At 61.3% G+C, this 15,075-nt stretch carries 14 protein-coding genes; 4 read left to right on the forward strand and 10 right to left on the reverse strand.

All coding sequences use genetic code 11. From position 1 onward, the window contains the following. Positions 1 to 2: 2 nt before the first annotated feature. Together otnK and otnC are read left to right on the forward strand one after the other, a co-directional pair. Complete coding sequence (gene otnK / locus C0V73_RS13030) at positions 3 to 1,268, forward strand: 3-oxo-tetronate kinase (RefSeq protein WP_102020439.1); 1,266 nt, start codon at positions 3 to 5, stop codon at positions 1,266 to 1,268. Continuing rightward, positions 1,265 to 1,906, forward strand: coding sequence for a 3-oxo-tetronate 4-phosphate decarboxylase (gene otnC / locus C0V73_RS13035; RefSeq protein WP_102020440.1), 642 nt, complete (start codon positions 1,265 to 1,267; stop codon positions 1,904 to 1,906). The genes otnK and otnC overlap by 4 nt, the downstream gene beginning before the upstream one ends. Positions 1,907 to 1,993: 87 nt before the next feature. Here otnC and C0V73_RS13040 read toward each other — a convergent pair whose 3' ends face one another. The 7 genes from C0V73_RS13040 to C0V73_RS13070 form a co-directional block, all read right to left on the reverse strand. Then, a complete protein-coding gene (locus tag C0V73_RS13040) occupies positions 1,994 to 3,394 on the reverse strand; it encodes a mannitol dehydrogenase family protein (protein WP_245407969.1) in 1,401 nt (466 codons plus the stop codon). 2 nt (positions 3,395 to 3,396) lie between these two features. Beyond that, on the reverse strand, positions 3,397 to 4,596 hold the full coding sequence (gene uxuA, locus C0V73_RS13045) for a mannonate dehydratase (RefSeq protein WP_102020442.1): 1,200 nt from the start codon (positions 4,594 to 4,596) through the stop codon (positions 3,397 to 3,399). Then, positions 4,593 to 5,663 carry an L-idonate 5-dehydrogenase gene (locus C0V73_RS13050; protein ID WP_102020443.1) on the reverse strand — a complete coding sequence of 357 codons (1,071 nt, stop codon included), beginning with the start codon at positions 5,661 to 5,663 and terminating at the stop codon, positions 4,593 to 4,595. Before C0V73_RS13050 ends, uxuA begins: the two co-directional genes overlap by 4 nt. Positions 5,664 to 5,719: 56 nt before the next feature. After that, positions 5,720 to 7,126 (reverse strand): TRAP transporter large permease, encoded by a 1,407-nt coding sequence (locus C0V73_RS13055; protein WP_102020444.1) that lies wholly within the window; start codon positions 7,124 to 7,126, stop codon positions 5,720 to 5,722. Between the two features lie 3 nt (positions 7,127 to 7,129). Further along, entirely contained in the window at positions 7,130 to 7,705 is a 576-nt protein-coding gene (locus C0V73_RS13060) for a TRAP transporter small permease (protein WP_102020445.1), read from the reverse strand. A 69-nt stretch (positions 7,706 to 7,774) separates the two neighbouring features. After that, positions 7,775 to 8,749, reverse strand: coding sequence for a sialic acid TRAP transporter substrate-binding protein SiaP (locus tag C0V73_RS13065; protein ID WP_102020446.1), 975 nt, complete (start codon positions 8,747 to 8,749; stop codon positions 7,775 to 7,777). Positions 8,750 to 8,807: 58 nt separating this feature from the next. Continuing rightward, the gene (locus tag C0V73_RS13070; protein WP_102020447.1) at positions 8,808 to 9,521 is read right to left on the reverse strand and encodes a FadR/GntR family transcriptional regulator; all 714 of its coding nucleotides are present in this window, start codon (positions 9,519 to 9,521) and stop codon (positions 8,808 to 8,810) included. Positions 9,522 to 9,832: 311 nt separating this feature from the next. Between C0V73_RS13070 and C0V73_RS13075 the strand changes: the two genes are divergently transcribed. Both C0V73_RS13075 and C0V73_RS13080 read left to right on the forward strand, forming a co-directional pair. Then, positions 9,833 to 10,861 carry a four-carbon acid sugar kinase family protein gene (locus C0V73_RS13075; protein WP_172450186.1) on the forward strand — a complete coding sequence of 343 codons (1,029 nt, stop codon included), beginning with the start codon at positions 9,833 to 9,835 and terminating at the stop codon, positions 10,859 to 10,861. 2 nt (positions 10,862 to 10,863) lie between these two features. Then, positions 10,864 to 11,589 carry a FadR/GntR family transcriptional regulator gene (locus C0V73_RS13080; protein WP_102020448.1) on the forward strand — a complete coding sequence of 242 codons (726 nt, stop codon included), beginning with the start codon at positions 10,864 to 10,866 and terminating at the stop codon, positions 11,587 to 11,589. An 83-nt stretch (positions 11,590 to 11,672) separates the two neighbouring features. Here the strand turns inward: C0V73_RS13080 and C0V73_RS13085 are convergent, their stop codons facing one another. Genes C0V73_RS13085 through C0V73_RS13095 form a run of 3 tightly spaced genes read right to left on the reverse strand, consistent with a single transcriptional unit; the run spans position 11,673 to position 14,939 of the window. Then, a complete protein-coding gene (locus tag C0V73_RS13085) occupies positions 11,673 to 12,794 on the reverse strand; it encodes an iron-containing alcohol dehydrogenase (RefSeq protein WP_102020449.1) in 1,122 nt (373 codons plus the stop codon). Continuing rightward, positions 12,791 to 13,747: a 4-hydroxythreonine-4-phosphate dehydrogenase PdxA gene (gene pdxA, locus C0V73_RS13090; protein ID WP_102020450.1), complete on the reverse strand. Its 957-nt coding sequence runs from the start codon at positions 13,745 to 13,747 to the stop codon at positions 12,791 to 12,793. Before pdxA ends, C0V73_RS13085 begins: the two co-directional genes overlap by 4 nt. A gap of 1 nt (position 13,748) precedes the next feature. Further along, positions 13,749 to 14,939 carry an exo-alpha-sialidase gene (locus tag C0V73_RS13095; protein ID WP_102020451.1) on the reverse strand — a complete coding sequence of 397 codons (1,191 nt, stop codon included), beginning with the start codon at positions 14,937 to 14,939 and terminating at the stop codon, positions 13,749 to 13,751. Positions 14,940 to 15,075: the final 136 nt, after the last annotated feature.

Genomic DNA, 15,075 nt, shown 5'->3' on the forward strand with positions numbered 1-15,075 from the left:
CCATGCTTTTGGGCGCCATTGCCGACGACCTGACCGGAGCCACCGACCTTGCGCTGATGCTGTCACGGGAGGGCATGCGGATCATCCAGACGATCGGTGTTCCCAAGGCTGGCCTTGATCTCTCGGACGTCGACGCGGTGGTGGTGGCGCTGAAGTCGCGCACCAATCCCGCAGCTGAAGCGGTCGCCATGTCGCTCGAGGCCCTCTCCTTCCTGCAGACGGCGGGTGCGACGCAGTTCCTGTTCAAATATTGCTCGACCTTCGATTCCAGTCCCGCCGGCAATATCGGTCCCGTCACCGAAGCCCTGATGCAGGCGCTCGGTACCGATCTGACGATTGTCTGCCCGGCCTTTCCGGCCAATGGCCGTACCATCTACAAGGGCCATCTGTTTGTCGGCGACCAGCTGCTGTCCGATAGCCCGATGCGCAATCATCCGCTGACCCCAATGACCGACAGCTCGCTGGTTCGCCTGATGGCCGGCCAGTCGCAGCTGAAGGTGGGGCTGGTGACTCGTGAGATAGTCGGGCAGGGAGCTTCAGCCGTCGCGCAAGCCTTCGACGCAGCGCGTGGCAAGGGCGAGCAAGCGCTGGTCGTCGATGCACTGACCGGTGCCGATCTCCGGGTGATCGGTGAGGCCGCTGCAGGACTGACCCTGATCACCGGCGGCTCTGGTATCGCGCTGGGTCTGCCGGAGAATTTCCGCCGCGCCGGCCGCTTGCGCTCTTCTGGAGGCGCGCTCGCCTTTTCCGCCCCCGAAGGTCGGTCGATGATCCTCGCCGGGTCCTGCTCGGAAGCGACCCGCGGCCAGATCCGCACCGCGATCGAGGCGGGGGGCCCGACGCTCAAGCTCGACCCTATGGCAATTGCAGAAGGTCGCTTCCGGGTGGAGGAGGCCCTTTCCTGGGCGCTGGCCCAGTCTGCACGGGCACCACTGATCTATTCGAGTGCAGAGCCTGACGAGGTGAAAGCTGCCCAGGCTGCCCTCGGTCGCGAGAGGGCCGGATCGCTGATCGAGCAATTCCTCGCCGAAACCGCGCTCGGCCTCAAGGCCGCTGGCGTCCGCCGCCTGATCGTCGCCGGTGGCGAGACCTCGGGTGCCGTGGTCGGGGCGCTGGCACCCGACGCGCTCTTCATCGGTCCAGAGATCGATCCCGGCGTGCCCTGGACGTTGACGCTCGGACAGACGGAGCCGATGGCGCTTGCGCTCAAGTCCGGCAATTTCGGCGCGCCCGATTTCTTCCTCAAGGCATGGGACCTGCTGCCATGACATCCACTCTCTCCGAGGAAACCCGCCTGCGCGACGAGATCGCCGAGGTCGGCAAATCCCTTTTCGATCGCTGCTTCACCTTCGGCTCGACCGGCAATATCAGCGCGCGGCTCTCGAATGGCGAAATGCTGATGACGCCGACCAATGCCTCCATGGGATCGCTCGATCCCGGCCGGCTGTCGAAATTCACCGCCGAGGGCGTGCATGTCGGCGGTGACAAGCCGACCAAGGAAGCCTTCCTGCACCAATGCATGTACTGCGCCCGGGAAAGCTCGGGCGCGGTCGTACATCTGCATTCCACCCATGCCGTTGCCGTCAGCATTCTCGACGGTCTTGATCCCAACGATGTTCTGCCGCCGCTGACAGCCTATTACGTGATGCGGGTCGGGCGCTTGCCGATGGCGCCCTACTTTCCGCCCGGGGACGCAGCGCTCGCCGAAGCCGTGCGCGAAAGGGCTGAACACAGCCATGCGGTTCTTCTGGCCAACCACGGCCCCGTCGTTGCGGGCAAGACGTTGAAAGAAGCACAGTTTGCGATGGAAGAGCTGGAAGAGACCGCCAAGCTATTTCTGATGCTGCGAGGCGAACGTTTGCGGCCGCTGACCTCTGAGCAGGTCGACACTTTGCGCTCGACCTAATCCGATCGTCTGCTGCACCGCTTTGCCTCACTGACCTTCTGGCTGCAAGTCGCTGTTTCCTGCTTCTCCATACCCTGGCCGCATCTGCTAGAACGATAGGATCGCTGCGTTTATTCGATCGCGCCAGTCGCGTGCGGCAATCAGTTCAGGTGGGAAAAGACCGGGGATTGCAAAAAACGATGCTGACGGGTCGGCGGCATCGATGCTTGCCGCCGCCGCAAGGACGTCGCTGCGGCGGGGATCGCCGCAATCGCCTCGCTTTTTCACCGATGCCATCCAGACCCCCACTGCATAAGCCGTCGCGGCGGCTGTCTCACCTTTCGCCAGCATGTCGACGGTGGGCGCCAAAAGCCGCTGCGGCAGTTTTTGCGTCGTATCGAGCGCGATCTGGAGGTTGCGATGGTCTATGGTCGGATTGGAAAAGCGCGCCAGGAGATCGTCGATATAGGCGGCAAGGTCGATGCCGGGCACCGGATCGAGCGTCGAGACAACCTCTTCCATATGCAGGCGTGCCTTTGCCGCCAGATCCGGTACGGCCATCACGTCGCGAATATAGTCAAGGTCTCCAAGGATCCCGAGATGGGCAAGCAGCGTGTGCGTACCGTTGAGCAATCGCAGCTTCATCTTCTCATAGGGCTCGACATTGCCGGCGAAGATTGCGCCGCCGGCCTCCCAGGCGGGCCGCCCGGAAACAAAGTCATCCTCGATGACCCATTGCAAAAACGGCTCTGTGTCGATTGCCAGTGCGTCCTTGGCTCCGAGCAGTCTTTCGGCACGAAGCCGGGTGGTGTCGGTCGCGGCGGGCACGATCCGGTCGACCATGGAGCAGGGGAACCGACCCTTGTCCGCGATCCAATCGGCCAGCGCGGGATCGCGCAGCTGGGCCATCTCCATAACCAGGCGGCGCACGACCTTGCCGTTGGATGGTAGATTGTCGCAACAAAGAACCGTGAAGGGGGCAAGCCCTGCAGCGCGCCGCAGAGCAAGGCCCTCAACGAGGAAGCCCAGCACACCGACAGGCGCATCTGGCCTCCTGAGGTCCGCAGCTACGGCTTGATGCTCTTGGTCCAACCCGCCCGTTGCCGGATCAAGACCATAGGCTTTTTCCGACACGGTGATCGTCACCACGCGGATCGCCGGATCGGCCAGGGCCGAGAGCACACGGGCACGATCGGACGCGGCACATATCCAGTCGACGGTCGCGCCGATGACCTCGGATTGATCCCCTGCCTCGCTGCGTGTCGTGACTGAGTAGAGCCCATCCTGATTGGCGAGCGCTTCGACCGGCTCCAGCGAACGAAGGTTCACGGCAATGATGCCCCAGGGTCCGAATTCGGCTTCCAGAGCACGCTGCGTGAACACCGCCTGATGCGCCCTGTGGAACGCGCCGATCCCGATATGCACGATGCCGGGTTTCAGTTTCGTCCGGTCAAACTGCGGTTGACGAACCGTATCCGGAAGACCTGTCGTGCTGGAGAGCCTTTGCAATATCAGCCTCCCAGTCCGTATTGGGCATGCGACAGCGCGCGCTCGATCCCGCGAAGCTCTGCCAGGCCCTTGAGCCTGCCGATGGCTGGATAGCCCGGCTGTGCACCACGTGTCAGGTCATCGAGGATTTCCTGGCCGTGGTCGGGACGCATGGGAATTTGATGATCTTCACGCCCCTCCTTGCGCCGTCTTGCCTCCTCCGTCAGGAGGGCCGCGATGACGGCCACCATGTCGGTCCCGCCTTCCAGATGCTCGTCCTCGAAGAAGGAACAGGGGACCGTGTCGGTGTCACGGGTCACGTTGCGGAGATGGACGAAATGGATGCGGTCGGCAAAGCGCTTGGCAAGAAAAGGCAGATCATTGTCAGGGCGCGCACCGAGTGATCCGGTGCAGAGGGTTACGCCGTTGGCGCTGAGATCAACGGCATCCAGCATGTGCGCATAGTCGGCCTCTGTCGACAATATGCGCGGCAGGCCGAGCAGCGACCAGGGCGGATCGTCGCCGTGTGCGCAGATATTGATGCCGACCTGCTGGGCCACCGGCGCGACTTCGCTCAGGAAATCGACGAGGTTTTGCTGCAGCCGTTCGCGGTTGATGCCTTGATAGGAGCGGAGCTTTTCGAGCAACTGCTCGAGCGTGTAGCCATCGGCAGAGCCCGGCAGGCCGGCACCAATGTTCTTGCCGAGGGCCGTGATCTTCGCATCCTCCATGCCGGAGAAACGCCGTGCTGCCTCGTCGGTCAGCCAGTCCGGATAGTCTGCGGCAGCCTCGGGTCGCTTCAGGATATGGATGTCGAAGGCTGCGAAATCGACGAGATCAAAGCGCATGGCTTTGGCGCCGTGACCCGTTTCCCACCGCAAATCGGTCCGCGTCCAGTCGAGGATTGGCATGAAGTTATAGCAGACCGTTCGGATCCCCGAAGCCGACAGGCGTCTGAGCGTTTCCTGCCAGTTGGCGATGTGGCGCTTCCAGTCGCCGGTCTGTGTCTTGATGTCCTCGGACACCGGAATGCTCTCGACCACATCCCAGACCAGGCCGCCGGCGCGGATTACGTCATGCCGTTTGGCAATCTCGTCTTCTGGCCAGACCTCGCCGGTTGCGATGTGGTGCAGTGCCGACACGATGCCCTCGGCGCCCGCCTGGGCTGCATCTCTCACACTGACTTTGTCGATGGGGCCGAACCAGCGCCAGGTATGTCTCATCTCTCGTCCTTCAGGCTTTCATGCGTCTGTGGAAATGTGATCTGCACCTTGCAGGCCTTCGACCGGTCACCGGCCTGTTCAAAGGCTTCCACCACCGCATCGAGTGGGAAGCTGTGCGAGATGATCGGACGCACATCGATCTCACGCGTCGAGATCAACGCGACGGCATCAGAGAACTCTTCATGGAACCGCTGCGAGCCGCGCCAGACGATTTCCTTGCCGACCAGTGCGTTGAGGGGAATGGTGACGTCGCCGGTCACGCCAACCTGGACCAGAATGCCCCGCGGCTTGATCGCCGCAAAGGCGGAGCGGAGGGCAGGGCCAGCCGCCGAGCAATCGAAGACCACGTCGAAATAGCCCTTGCGCTCCGTGAATGGCAAAAGTCCGTTCGGCTCGTTTTTCACATTGATGGCTTGTGTGGCACCCATAACGTGGGCCCGCGACAAGGCGGAATCAGTCAGATCGGTGACCACGATCTGCCCGGCACCAGCATGACGGGCGGCAGCCACGGTCAGGAGACCAATCGGCCCCGCGCCCGTGACAAGAACGGCCTTGGCGTTGAGATCGCCGGCCTGGGCGATTGCATGGAGGCATACCGCCAGCGGCTCTGCGCAGGCCGCTTCTCCCGGTGTGACGTCGCCGCCGACCGGATGGCATTGAATGGCGGGTACGACCAAGTGTTCGCGGAACATGCCGTCTTCATGCGGCAGACGCATGGCCGAGCCCATGAAGCGCATGTCCAGGCAGTGGATGGGTTGCCCGATTCGGCAATACTGGCACTGGCCGCAGGGTTGGGACGGATTGACCGCCACCAGTTGCCCTAGTTCAACGCCCGAAACACCGTCGCCTATTTCCTCCACAAAGCCGGAGGCTTCGTGACCGGCAATGATGGGTTCGCGGACACGGACCGGGCCAAAGCCGCCATCCTGGTAGTAATGCAGGTCCGAACCGCAGATGCCACCTGCTGCCATCGCAAGTCGAACCTCGCCGGCGCCACATGTCGTATAATCGAGATGCTCAACGCGCAGGTCGCGTTCGGCATGAAGGCGGGCAACGCGGTTTTGCATCGCAAAGAGACCTTTTGTTCAAGACGGAGACCGGCCCGCCGAAGCGGACCAGCCGATCAACGGATGAGACCGAGTTGTGTCGGCAGCCACATGGTGATGGCTGGGATGAAGGTGATGAGACCAAGCGCCAGGAAGAGCGGGATCATCCAGGGCAGGATGGCGAGCGTCGTCTTTTCCACCGACAGCTTGGAAATGCGCGATAGCACGAACAGCACCATGCCGACAGGTGGAGTCAGAAGCCCGATCATCAGGTTGAGGGTGATGATCACCCCGAGATGCACCGGATCGATGCCGTAGCGGGCAGCAATCGGCATGAGGATCGGCACGAGGATGCTGATGGCGGCAATCGTGTCGAGGAACGCCCCGACGACCAAGAGCAGGATGTTGACGATGATCAGGAACATCCACCAATTGTCGGTCAGGCTGAACATGAAGTCCGCGAATAGCTGTGCCGCTTGGCTTACCGTCAGCAACCAGGCGAAGATCGACGCGGCCGTCACGATGAACAGCACCGAGGCCGTCGTCTCAATTGTGTCGAACGATGCCTTCGCCAGCGTCCTGACCGTCATTGTGCGGTAGCGGACGAGCCCGAGAAACAGCGACCACAGAACGGCAGCGACGGCCGCCTCTGTCGGCGTAAACCAGCCCATCGTCATGCCGCCGATCAGCAACACGGGGGTCATCAGCGCCATGACCGCGGAAAAGTCGAAATACCAGTCGAGCGCCACGAGAACCGCAAGCCCGATCAGCACCGCGATATTGACCGACATTCCTGCGAGGATCATCAGATAGATGGCGACAGGGAAGGCGAGGACGATCACCACTTCCAGTGAAGCAGCCAGCAACTGCTTCAGCTCGAATGGGGTATCAGAGCCCCATCCCTTGCGTTTGGCAAAGATGTAGACCGTCAGCATCATCAGGACTGTCATGACGACCCCCGGAATGATCCCGGCCATGAAAAGCGCCCCGATCGAGGCGTTGGCCATCATCCCGTAAATGACGAAGGGCAGAGATGGCGGAAAGATGGGCCCGAGCGTGGCCGAGGCGGCGGTAACGCCAACGGCGGCCTCCACCGGATAGCCATGGTCCTTCATGGCCTTGATTTCGATGGTCCCGATACCGGCGGCATCGGCAAGTGCCGTGCCGGACATGCCGGAGAAGACCACCGAGCCGATGATGTTAACCTGCGCCAATCCACCCTTCATCCAGCCGACGAGTGACAAAGCAAACTTGTAGATGCGGCCTGTCACCCCGGCAATGTTCATGAGATTGCCGGCCAGGATGAAGAAGGGCACTGCGATCAGCGGGAAGCTTTCGACACCGGCAATCATGCGCTGGGCCGCAATGATATCGGGGGCAACGCCATAGATCACCAGATAGGCGAGCGATGCGACGGCCATGGACACGGCAACCGGCGTGCCGAGGATCAAAAGAAACAGAAAGGATCCGATGAGAAGCAGCATGGTTTAGATCCCCCCTGCGTTGATGTCTTCCTGCGCCTTCTGGCGCGCGGTTTTCGTCCCCGTCAGATCCTTGACGAGGTTATGGACAGAGCGGGCAAACATCAGCGCAAAGGCTGCAAAGACTGTGTAGAAGACGATGCCGCGCGGCAGGTCCACGGTGACCATGCGCTCCCCGCCGACAATCTCCAGATAGCGCCACATCAGCCAGGTCATGTAGGCGAAGAAGGCGATGCCGATCACATCGACGACCGTTTCGAGAACCCTGACCGCCCGCGTTGGCAAAAAGCGGTACAGCAGGTCCACTTGGATATGCCGCATGGTGCGCACGCACATGACGGATCCCATGAAGACGACCACGACCAAGCAGTTGGCGGCGATTTCCTCGGTCCAGGAAAAGCTGTTGTTCAGGACGTAGCGGGTAAAGAACTGCAAAAACACGGATAGGCCCATGCCCCAGAAAACTGCCAGCGTTACCCAGTCCTCGATGGCGTGATGTGAAAGATCGACCGGTGCCGCTTCCTCCTCGAAAGCATGCGCCATCTCCTCCACACTGATCGGCGCGTGCGGGTGCTCCGTCATGGGTCGGCTCCAATTCTAGATGATTTGAAAAAGAGGTCCCGGCGCCGGACAGGCGCCGGGACGGCGCCTTTACTTGATGGCGCGGATGGCTTCCCAATCAGCCTTGTCGTAGCCGAAGTCCTCGAACTTCGCCTTGGCGATCACATTCGCTTCGAAGTCAGCCTTGTCGACTTCTGTCACGGTGATGCCCTTTGCCTTGAACTCGTCGACCAGCGCCTTTTCACGGGCTTCGATCGTCTTCGTCGTGCGGGCCGCTGCTTCCAGCATCACCTCGGTGAAGATCGCCTTATCTTCATCCGACAGACTTGCCCAACGGGTCTTGGAAACGACCGTGTTCAGGTGGTCGACGATGTGGCCGGTGAGCACGATGTTCTTCTGCACTTCGTAGAACTTCTTGGCTTCGATCGTCGTCAGCGGATTTTCCTGAGCTTCGACCGTGCCGTTCTGCAGGGCGAGGTAGACTTCCGCAAAGGCGATCGGCGTCGTGTTGGCGCCGCAGGCCCGCGGCATCGCCAAATAGGCCGGCACATCCGGCACGCGGATCTTCAAACCCTCCATATCGGCGCATTTGCCGATCGGGCGGTTTGATGTGGTATGGCGCGTTCCGTAGTAGCTGACGGCGACGATATGGTTGCCGGTCTTCTCTTCATAGCCGGCTGTCAACTTCTTGAAGACGTCGCTTTTCGTGTAGGCCAGGAGATGGCTCGGGTCGCGGAAGATGTAGGGGTAATAGGTGACGCCGATCGGATTATGGTCGCGAGCGGCAAAGCTCGAGCCTGAGATGATGATGTCGACGGTGCCGAGCTTGAGGCCCTGGTTGATGTCGGCTTCCTTGCCGAGCTGCGAAGCCGGGAAGACGTCGATCTTGTAGCGGCCTTCGGTCCGCTTGCCGATCTCTTCTGCCGCCCAGACGGAATCCGTATGGAAGGGCTCCGACGTCTCGTAAACATGGGCCCATTTCAGAACGGTCTCGGCATGGACCGAGACAGTGGATGCGACAATCACTGCCGCTGCTCCAAGAAGCGTCTTAAGTGTCAGTTTCATGTATTCCTCCCATTGAAACAGAACTCTTTGGAAAACCGTGGGCGCGAGGCCTGAACGGTCAGTCTTCTCTGGTCGGCTCCTCCTCAAAGCTTTCCGAGAATCTCTTCTGCGCCAGCGTCAGATGACGCCGCATGGCCTCTCGGGCACCATCTGGGTCCCGGGCTGCGATTGCGTTGCGAATGATGCGGTGCTCTTCGAGCGCCAGCTTCCAGGTATGCGGCCCCTCGAAATAGCTGGCCAGCTTCTTGAAATACGGCGACATGCGCGAGTCGTAGATCAGGCCGGTGAAGTGCTTGAGCGCCGAATTGCCGATGATGTCGGCAATCGCCGTATGGAAGTCGCGGTCACATGCCAGCGCCACCGCGCCATCGTCCAGTCCGCCCTCCATGCGCTCCAAAATGGCGTCGATACGCTTGAGTCCCTCCGCCGTCGCAAGCCTTGCGGCCTCTTCCGCGATGCCGCTTTCGATCAGGCAGCGCGCCTGTAGGATTTCCAGCGGTCCTTCGCTGTCATCATGGTCGATCGCCTCCTGTGTCGGCCGGGGCCGGCTGCTGATATAGACACCAGAGCCCATGCGGATCTGAATATGTCCTTCGACCTCGAGCACGATCAGCGCTTCACGGACAGTCGGTCTTGAGACCGAAAAGCGGTCTGCGAGCTCGCGCTCCGGTGGAAGCCGCGAGCCGGGCTTCAATTCACCCGTTTCGATGAGTGCACGGATCTGCTCCGCGACTTGGCGATAAAGCCGGCGCGGCTCCAAAGCCACGAACATGAAAATCCTCCGAGCGTATCACTCCCCTGATACGCAGGCGGTCAGATTGTCTGACCAATTTCGAGTATGAGTCTTTTGACGAAGCTGTCAAGCGGGTTTGCAACCAAGTGTGGCGGCATGTGCGAGGTCAGTTGCAGCGAATGAAATGCGGGCTCGACCGGAAGCGGGCAGGTTGAGCATGTTTGGAGAACCAGACGGATCGGTACTCACCAAGACGTAGTTCTCCAGGCATGATTTGTTATCATGCTGTTGCATCCTTCTGGAAATGCGATCATATTTCGATCAAGAAGATAACAACATGGAGCCTGATGGTGCTTGTCATCATTGCCGATGATCTGACCGGAGCATTGGATACTGCTGCCCCCTTTGCCGCGCGCGGGCTTCATGCTGAAGTCGCCTTGACACCGAATGCGGTCCCATCAGGGCTTTCGCAGTTGCCGGATGTGCTGTCGATCAATCTGGCCTCGCGGGAACGGTCTGCGGAAGATGCGCTCCAAGCCATGCGTCAGGCGATGGAAGCACTGCCGCCTGATGTCACGCTGTTCAAAAAGGTCGACTCGCGCCTCAAGGGGCATATCGCAGTCGAGCTTGATGCCATCCCATTCAAGCGCGCACTCGTTGCCCTCGCCATTCCTGCCTTTGGTCGCATCGTCCGCGACGGATATGTCCAGGGTTTTGGAGTGCCGACGCCCATCTCCGTGGCAAACGTCTTGGGCCACCATGCATCACGATGCAGCGTCGTCGATTCAGCGACAGATCAGGACATGCGGGATGCACTGGCGGGTGCCCAAGTGGAGGGCATCGATCTCTTCATCGGCGCGCGCGGGCTTGCCGAGGCACTGGCCGTCGAGATGACCGGCCAGCCGATGTCCGAGCTGGTTGAGCCACCCATTGGGCCCGCGCTCTTTGTCATTGGATCGCATGATCGCATCACCGTGGAACAGGTCGATCGGTTGCGCGAGATGGAGGCTGTGAACCACCATGCGGCACCCAACGGCTTGCTGGAGATTGCCGCCCAGCCGCAGACATTCCCAACGCTTGTGCAGGCGGTCTCCGGCGACACGGAGATCAGCTCGGAGGAGGTCGCTCGAAACCTTGCGTCCTCGGTACACCCCGGTTTGACTGAAGGTGCCCGGACACTCCTCCTTTGCGGCGGCTCGACCGCGGAAGCCGTTATGGCTCGCATGGGCATCGAGTGTTTTCGTTTGCAGGGCGAATGCCTGCCAGGGCTCGGGCTGGCCTATGCCGGTGGGCAATGTATCATCGCCAAATCAGGCGGATTCGGAGTGCCGGAAACATTGGTGACGCTCGCCGAAAAACTGCACGGGGGCAGGGGCTGACAATGGGACTGCAAAGCGGAACGGCACGTAAGAGCCTGGCGGATCTGGTATTCGAGCGCATGCATCGAGCGATCAAATCGGGGTCTTACCAACCGGATGAGCGATTGCCGACAGAACACGATCTGGCGATCGAGTTTGAGGTGTCTCGTCCGATCATTCGCGAGGCACTGCGGCGTTTGCGCGAGCAGGGCTTCATTTATTCGCGGCGTGGTGCCGGCAGTTTCGTCCGCTCGGTCGGTATGAAGCAGCCGCTTGGTTTCGGACAGCTCGAAAACGTGGCCGATCTCCTGAACTGCTATGAGTTTCGCCTGACCCTCGAGCCTGCGGCAGCAGAGGCTGCGGCCATGCGCCATACCCCGGCCACCCTCGCCTCTATCCGAGAAGCGCTGGAATTGATGCGGGACGCGACCAACCGCCAGGCTCACCGCGAGGATGCCGACTTCCAATTCCACCTGGCGATCGCGCGTGCCGCCAACAACACCTATTTCTCGACGGCCATGGAGGCGCTGAAGGACCACATCGCCGTCGGTATGCGCTTCCACGGTGTCTCGGTCAAACGGGATACCGCCGGACTGTCACGGGTGTTTGCCGAGCACGAGGCGATTGCGACAGCGATCGCAGCCGGGGAGGGCGCGCGGGCGAAGGAACTCATGCATGCCCATCTGACCGGTTCGCGCGCCCGTCTCTTTCAGACGAGTGCCTCACTGGCAGCCTTGCCGGAAGGCTGAGTCACGCCTGCACACTCGTGGACTCCGGCAACAAAAAAGGGGCCAAAAGGCCCCCTTTGCACTTGGTTGCGACGGAGGAAGCCTCAATAGGCCGCCCTATAGATCGCCAGGACATCTTCGACAGCCATTTCGGCCGGATTATTGTCCATCAGCCGGCGATTGGCGTGAGCTTCTGTCGCGTAGCCCGCCAGAGCATCCTCCTTCGCGCCATGCCGAGAGAGCTGCATCTCAATGTCGAGATCTGTGCAGAAGCGGCAGGCGTTTTCCAGCAAGGCATCAGCCGAGTTGGCACTGAAGCCCAGCGCTTCGGCCACTTCCGCCGTCTTTTCGCTGACGACCGGCTGGTTGAAGGCCAGCACATGCGGGAAGACGATGGCGTTTGCCAGCCCATGTGGCAGACCGAGACGCGTGCCGAGAGGATAGGCGATTGCGTGGCCCGCTGCCGTGTTGACCGGACCGAGGCAGATCCCGCCATAATAGGAGGCGAGCATCATGCCTTCGCGTGCTTCGGTGTCGGAACCATCCTTGACTGCTCGGGCAAGGTATTTCCCAACGAGGCGGAAGCCCATGCGCGCAAAGCCGTCGATCATCGGATGGGCGCGCTTGTTGGTAAAGGCTTCGACGCAATGCGCCATGGCATCGACGCCGGTTGCGGCAGTGACGGCCGAGGGCACGGTGAAGGTCAGCTGAGGATCGAGAACGGCCACATCGGCGATCATGTGGGGACTTTCAACCGCGATCTTCGCACCCTTCACTGGATCGGTGATCAGCGATCGTATGCCGGCTTCCGATCCGGTGCCCGCAGTCGTCGCGACCTGGATGAGCCGGGTGTTGCGACCAGCGACCTTGTTGGGGCCGGCAACGTCGGCCAGCGTCTGCTCGCTGTCCCAGAGCGCGGCCACGAGCTTGGCCACGTCGAGAACCGATCCGCCGCCAAGGCCCACCACGACCTGGGGCCTGACCCGGCGGGCAACGGCAAGGGCCGCGTCCAGCGTCGCGACATCGGGTTCACCCGGGATCGCATCGAAGATCTCGATCTTTCCCGTAAGCTTGAGGCGATCGACAAAACCTGCGGTGATCGGCGTGGCAATGACGAGTGCAGTTGTGGCATCCGCCACAAGGTTGCCGACCTCCCCGATTGTTCCGGCACCGACGATCAGTCGGCGCGGCTGGTGAAGGGTGATGGATGCTGTCATCGAGGTCATCCTTGCTTTGTCTTGCCGGCGACCAGCTTGCGGGCATAGGCGATCGCGGAATTCATGTTGCCGTGGTTGGCGATGCCCTTGCCGGCGATGTCGAAGGCGGTGCCGTGATCGACCGAGGTGCGGTCGATCGGCAGCTCGACGGAGACGTTGACGGCGGTGTCGAAGGCGACAAGCTTGATCGGGATATGGCCCTGGTCGTGATATTGCGCGACCACGAGATCGAACGCGCCGGAATAGGCGCGGTAAAAGACGGTGTCTGCGGAGATCGGCCCCTGCACGTCGATGCCCTCGGCGCGCGCCGCCGCGACCGCCGGTGCGATCTGATCGTCGTCTTCGGTGCCGAAGAGGCCGTTTTCGCCGCAATGCGGATTGACCCCGGCAACGGCGATGCGCGGCTTGTCGTAGCCGATACGCTTCAGGTGATCGTTGCCAGCCTTGATCGTCGCGAGCACGCGTTCGGTCGTCGCCCGGCGGATCGCTTCCTGCAGAGAGACGTGGGTCGAGACATGGATGACCTTCAGGCGTTCCGAGGCAAGCAACATATAGGCGGCCTTCGAGCCTGTGAGGCTGCGCAGCATCCCGGTATGGCCGTCATAATGGTGGCCGGCAAGGTTAAGGGCTTCCTTGTTGATCGGCGCGGTCACGATGCAGCCGATCGTTCCGGCTTCTGCATCGCGGACTGCCTTTTCGATAAAGCGGAAGGCGGCATCGCCTGCGACGGGGCTCAAGGTGCCCCAAGGAAGCGGAGCGCCTTCCACCTCGACGTCGACGACATAGGGCACGAGATCGATGGACAGGCCCAGTGCGTCACGCGCGGCGTTCAAGGTTGCGAGATTGCCATAGATGCGTGTAGCCGCGCGGTCTTCTGCCGACATCTCGGCCAGGGCGCGGACCGAGATTTCGGGGCCGACGCCGCAGGGATCGCCCATGGTGATGCCGATAATGCCGCTCATGTCATTCTCCGTTTTCGGGACGATCCCAGCCGGGGGCGAGCCGGACATATTTGATCGCGCGTCGGTAATAGGTATAGGCGATATGGAGCGATCCATCCTGGTCGGCCAGCAGCCACGGATAGGACATTTCCTTGTTTCGTCCATCGGTGGAATCGTTGGACAGGCAGGTTCCCGGGCCATCCTCGATCTGGATCCGCTTCGGGAATGTCAATCCGCCATCGCTCGAGATGCAAACCATGACAGGAGCTCGCGGCACTCCCCAGATGGGGGCGCAGCCCCCAGTCGGGTCCGCCTCCGGCCTGTCGTCTTGCTCGCCGAGTTCGTCGTAGAGGGAGGTGCGACGGTCCGGGGAGGCCGCGGCGTTGACGGGATTGGAGATGACTGCAACACGCCCGTCGTCCAAAGCGATGGCCGCGATGGAGGAATTGTTGTTGGGCAGATCAGTAGCGACGGGCGTGCTCCAGCTCCGGCCAGCGTCGTGGCTCTCCGTCCGGTAGACGAAATCCGCCTGGCGACGGCGGAAAAATGCCGCCATCGTCATGTCGCCCAAAGAGACCGGGGACATGTGCACGCAACCGATCGATTGGCTGAGTTCTTCCAGTCGCCAGGTTGCTCCGCCGTCTTCGCTGATGCCGACGGCGGCGGTGTCATGACTGCCGTTCCACTTCTGGCCGGGGCGTGGGATGCAGCGGAAGATCGGCAGGAGCCAGGTCCCATCAGCGCGGACCGCGACCGGTGCGCGCACGAAGCTGCCGCGGGGCAAGTCGAGATAGCGGCCTTCGGTCGTCCTCAAGCGCGTCGCGTCCGCCGCGTCGGTGGTGATTTCGCTCATCCGGATCCGGCATTCGTCCTGATTGCCCGAGGGCTGCGAGGTATGGAACAGGAGCAGGCGCCCATCGGGCGCCTGAAACAGCACGGGGTTTTGCTCGGAATGATCGGGGTCGGAGCTCAGCCGTTGCGGCGGACCCCAGACCGACGCACCCGCTGCAAGGACGGAAGCGTAGATGGAAATGTCCGACTTTCCTTCGAGCGATCCGCCAAACCATGCGCAAATCAGACTGCCGTCTGCCTGTCTGTGCAGGAAGGATGCGTGGTTCTGCACCATCGGCGATGGAAGATAGGCCTCGGTCCGATCGGAATCCGACGTGGTGAGTATGCCGGTCATGCGCCGGGCAATGTCATCAGGTGTCATGGAGTGCTCCTCTTGTCTTCCGGAGTCGATCATTTTTACAAAGTTGTCAAGTTTGTTTATGTTGTAATTCGGCAGATTCAGTTTTCTCTGTTTTCTTATACCGTTGAAATTATTTACATAAATTATGAGATTTGGA

Origin of the sequence: Rhizobium sp. TH135 (assembly GCF_002855515.1) — a bacterium.
GTDB lineage: Bacteria > Pseudomonadota > Alphaproteobacteria > Rhizobiales > Rhizobiaceae > Allorhizobium.

What these genes read in the sequence shown, in the direction of transcription:
- otnK (WP_102020439.1), top strand. Translation starts at nt 3, where the DNA reads ATGCTTTTGGGCGCCATTGCCGACGACCTGACCGGAGCCACCGACCTT.
- otnC (WP_102020440.1), top strand. Translation starts at nt 1,265, where the DNA reads ATGACATCCACTCTCTCCGAGGAAACCCGCCTGCGCGACGAGATCGCC.
- uxuA (WP_102020442.1), bottom strand. Translation starts at nt 4,596, where the DNA reads ATGAGACATACCTGGCGCTGGTTCGGCCCCATCGACAAAGTCAGTGTG.
- C0V73_RS13050 (WP_102020443.1), bottom strand. Translation starts at nt 5,663, where the DNA reads ATGCAAAACCGCGTTGCCCGCCTTCATGCCGAACGCGACCTGCGCGTT.
- C0V73_RS13055 (WP_102020444.1), bottom strand. Translation starts at nt 7,126, where the DNA reads ATGCTGCTTCTCATCGGATCCTTTCTGTTTCTTTTGATCCTCGGCACG.
- C0V73_RS13060 (WP_102020445.1), bottom strand. Translation starts at nt 7,705, where the DNA reads ATGACGGAGCACCCGCACGCGCCGATCAGTGTGGAGGAGATGGCGCAT.
- C0V73_RS13065 (WP_102020446.1), bottom strand. Translation starts at nt 8,749, where the DNA reads ATGAAACTGACACTTAAGACGCTTCTTGGAGCAGCGGCAGTGATTGTC.
- C0V73_RS13070 (WP_102020447.1), bottom strand. Translation starts at nt 9,521, where the DNA reads ATGTTCGTGGCTTTGGAGCCGCGCCGGCTTTATCGCCAAGTCGCGGAG.
- C0V73_RS13080 (WP_102020448.1), top strand. Translation starts at nt 10,864, where the DNA reads ATGGGACTGCAAAGCGGAACGGCACGTAAGAGCCTGGCGGATCTGGTA.
- C0V73_RS13085 (WP_102020449.1), bottom strand. Translation starts at nt 12,794, where the DNA reads ATGACCTCGATGACAGCATCCATCACCCTTCACCAGCCGCGCCGACTG.
- pdxA (WP_102020450.1), bottom strand. Translation starts at nt 13,747, where the DNA reads ATGAGCGGCATTATCGGCATCACCATGGGCGATCCCTGCGGCGTCGGC.
- C0V73_RS13095 (WP_102020451.1), bottom strand. Translation starts at nt 14,939, where the DNA reads ATGACACCTGATGACATTGCCCGGCGCATGACCGGCATACTCACCACG.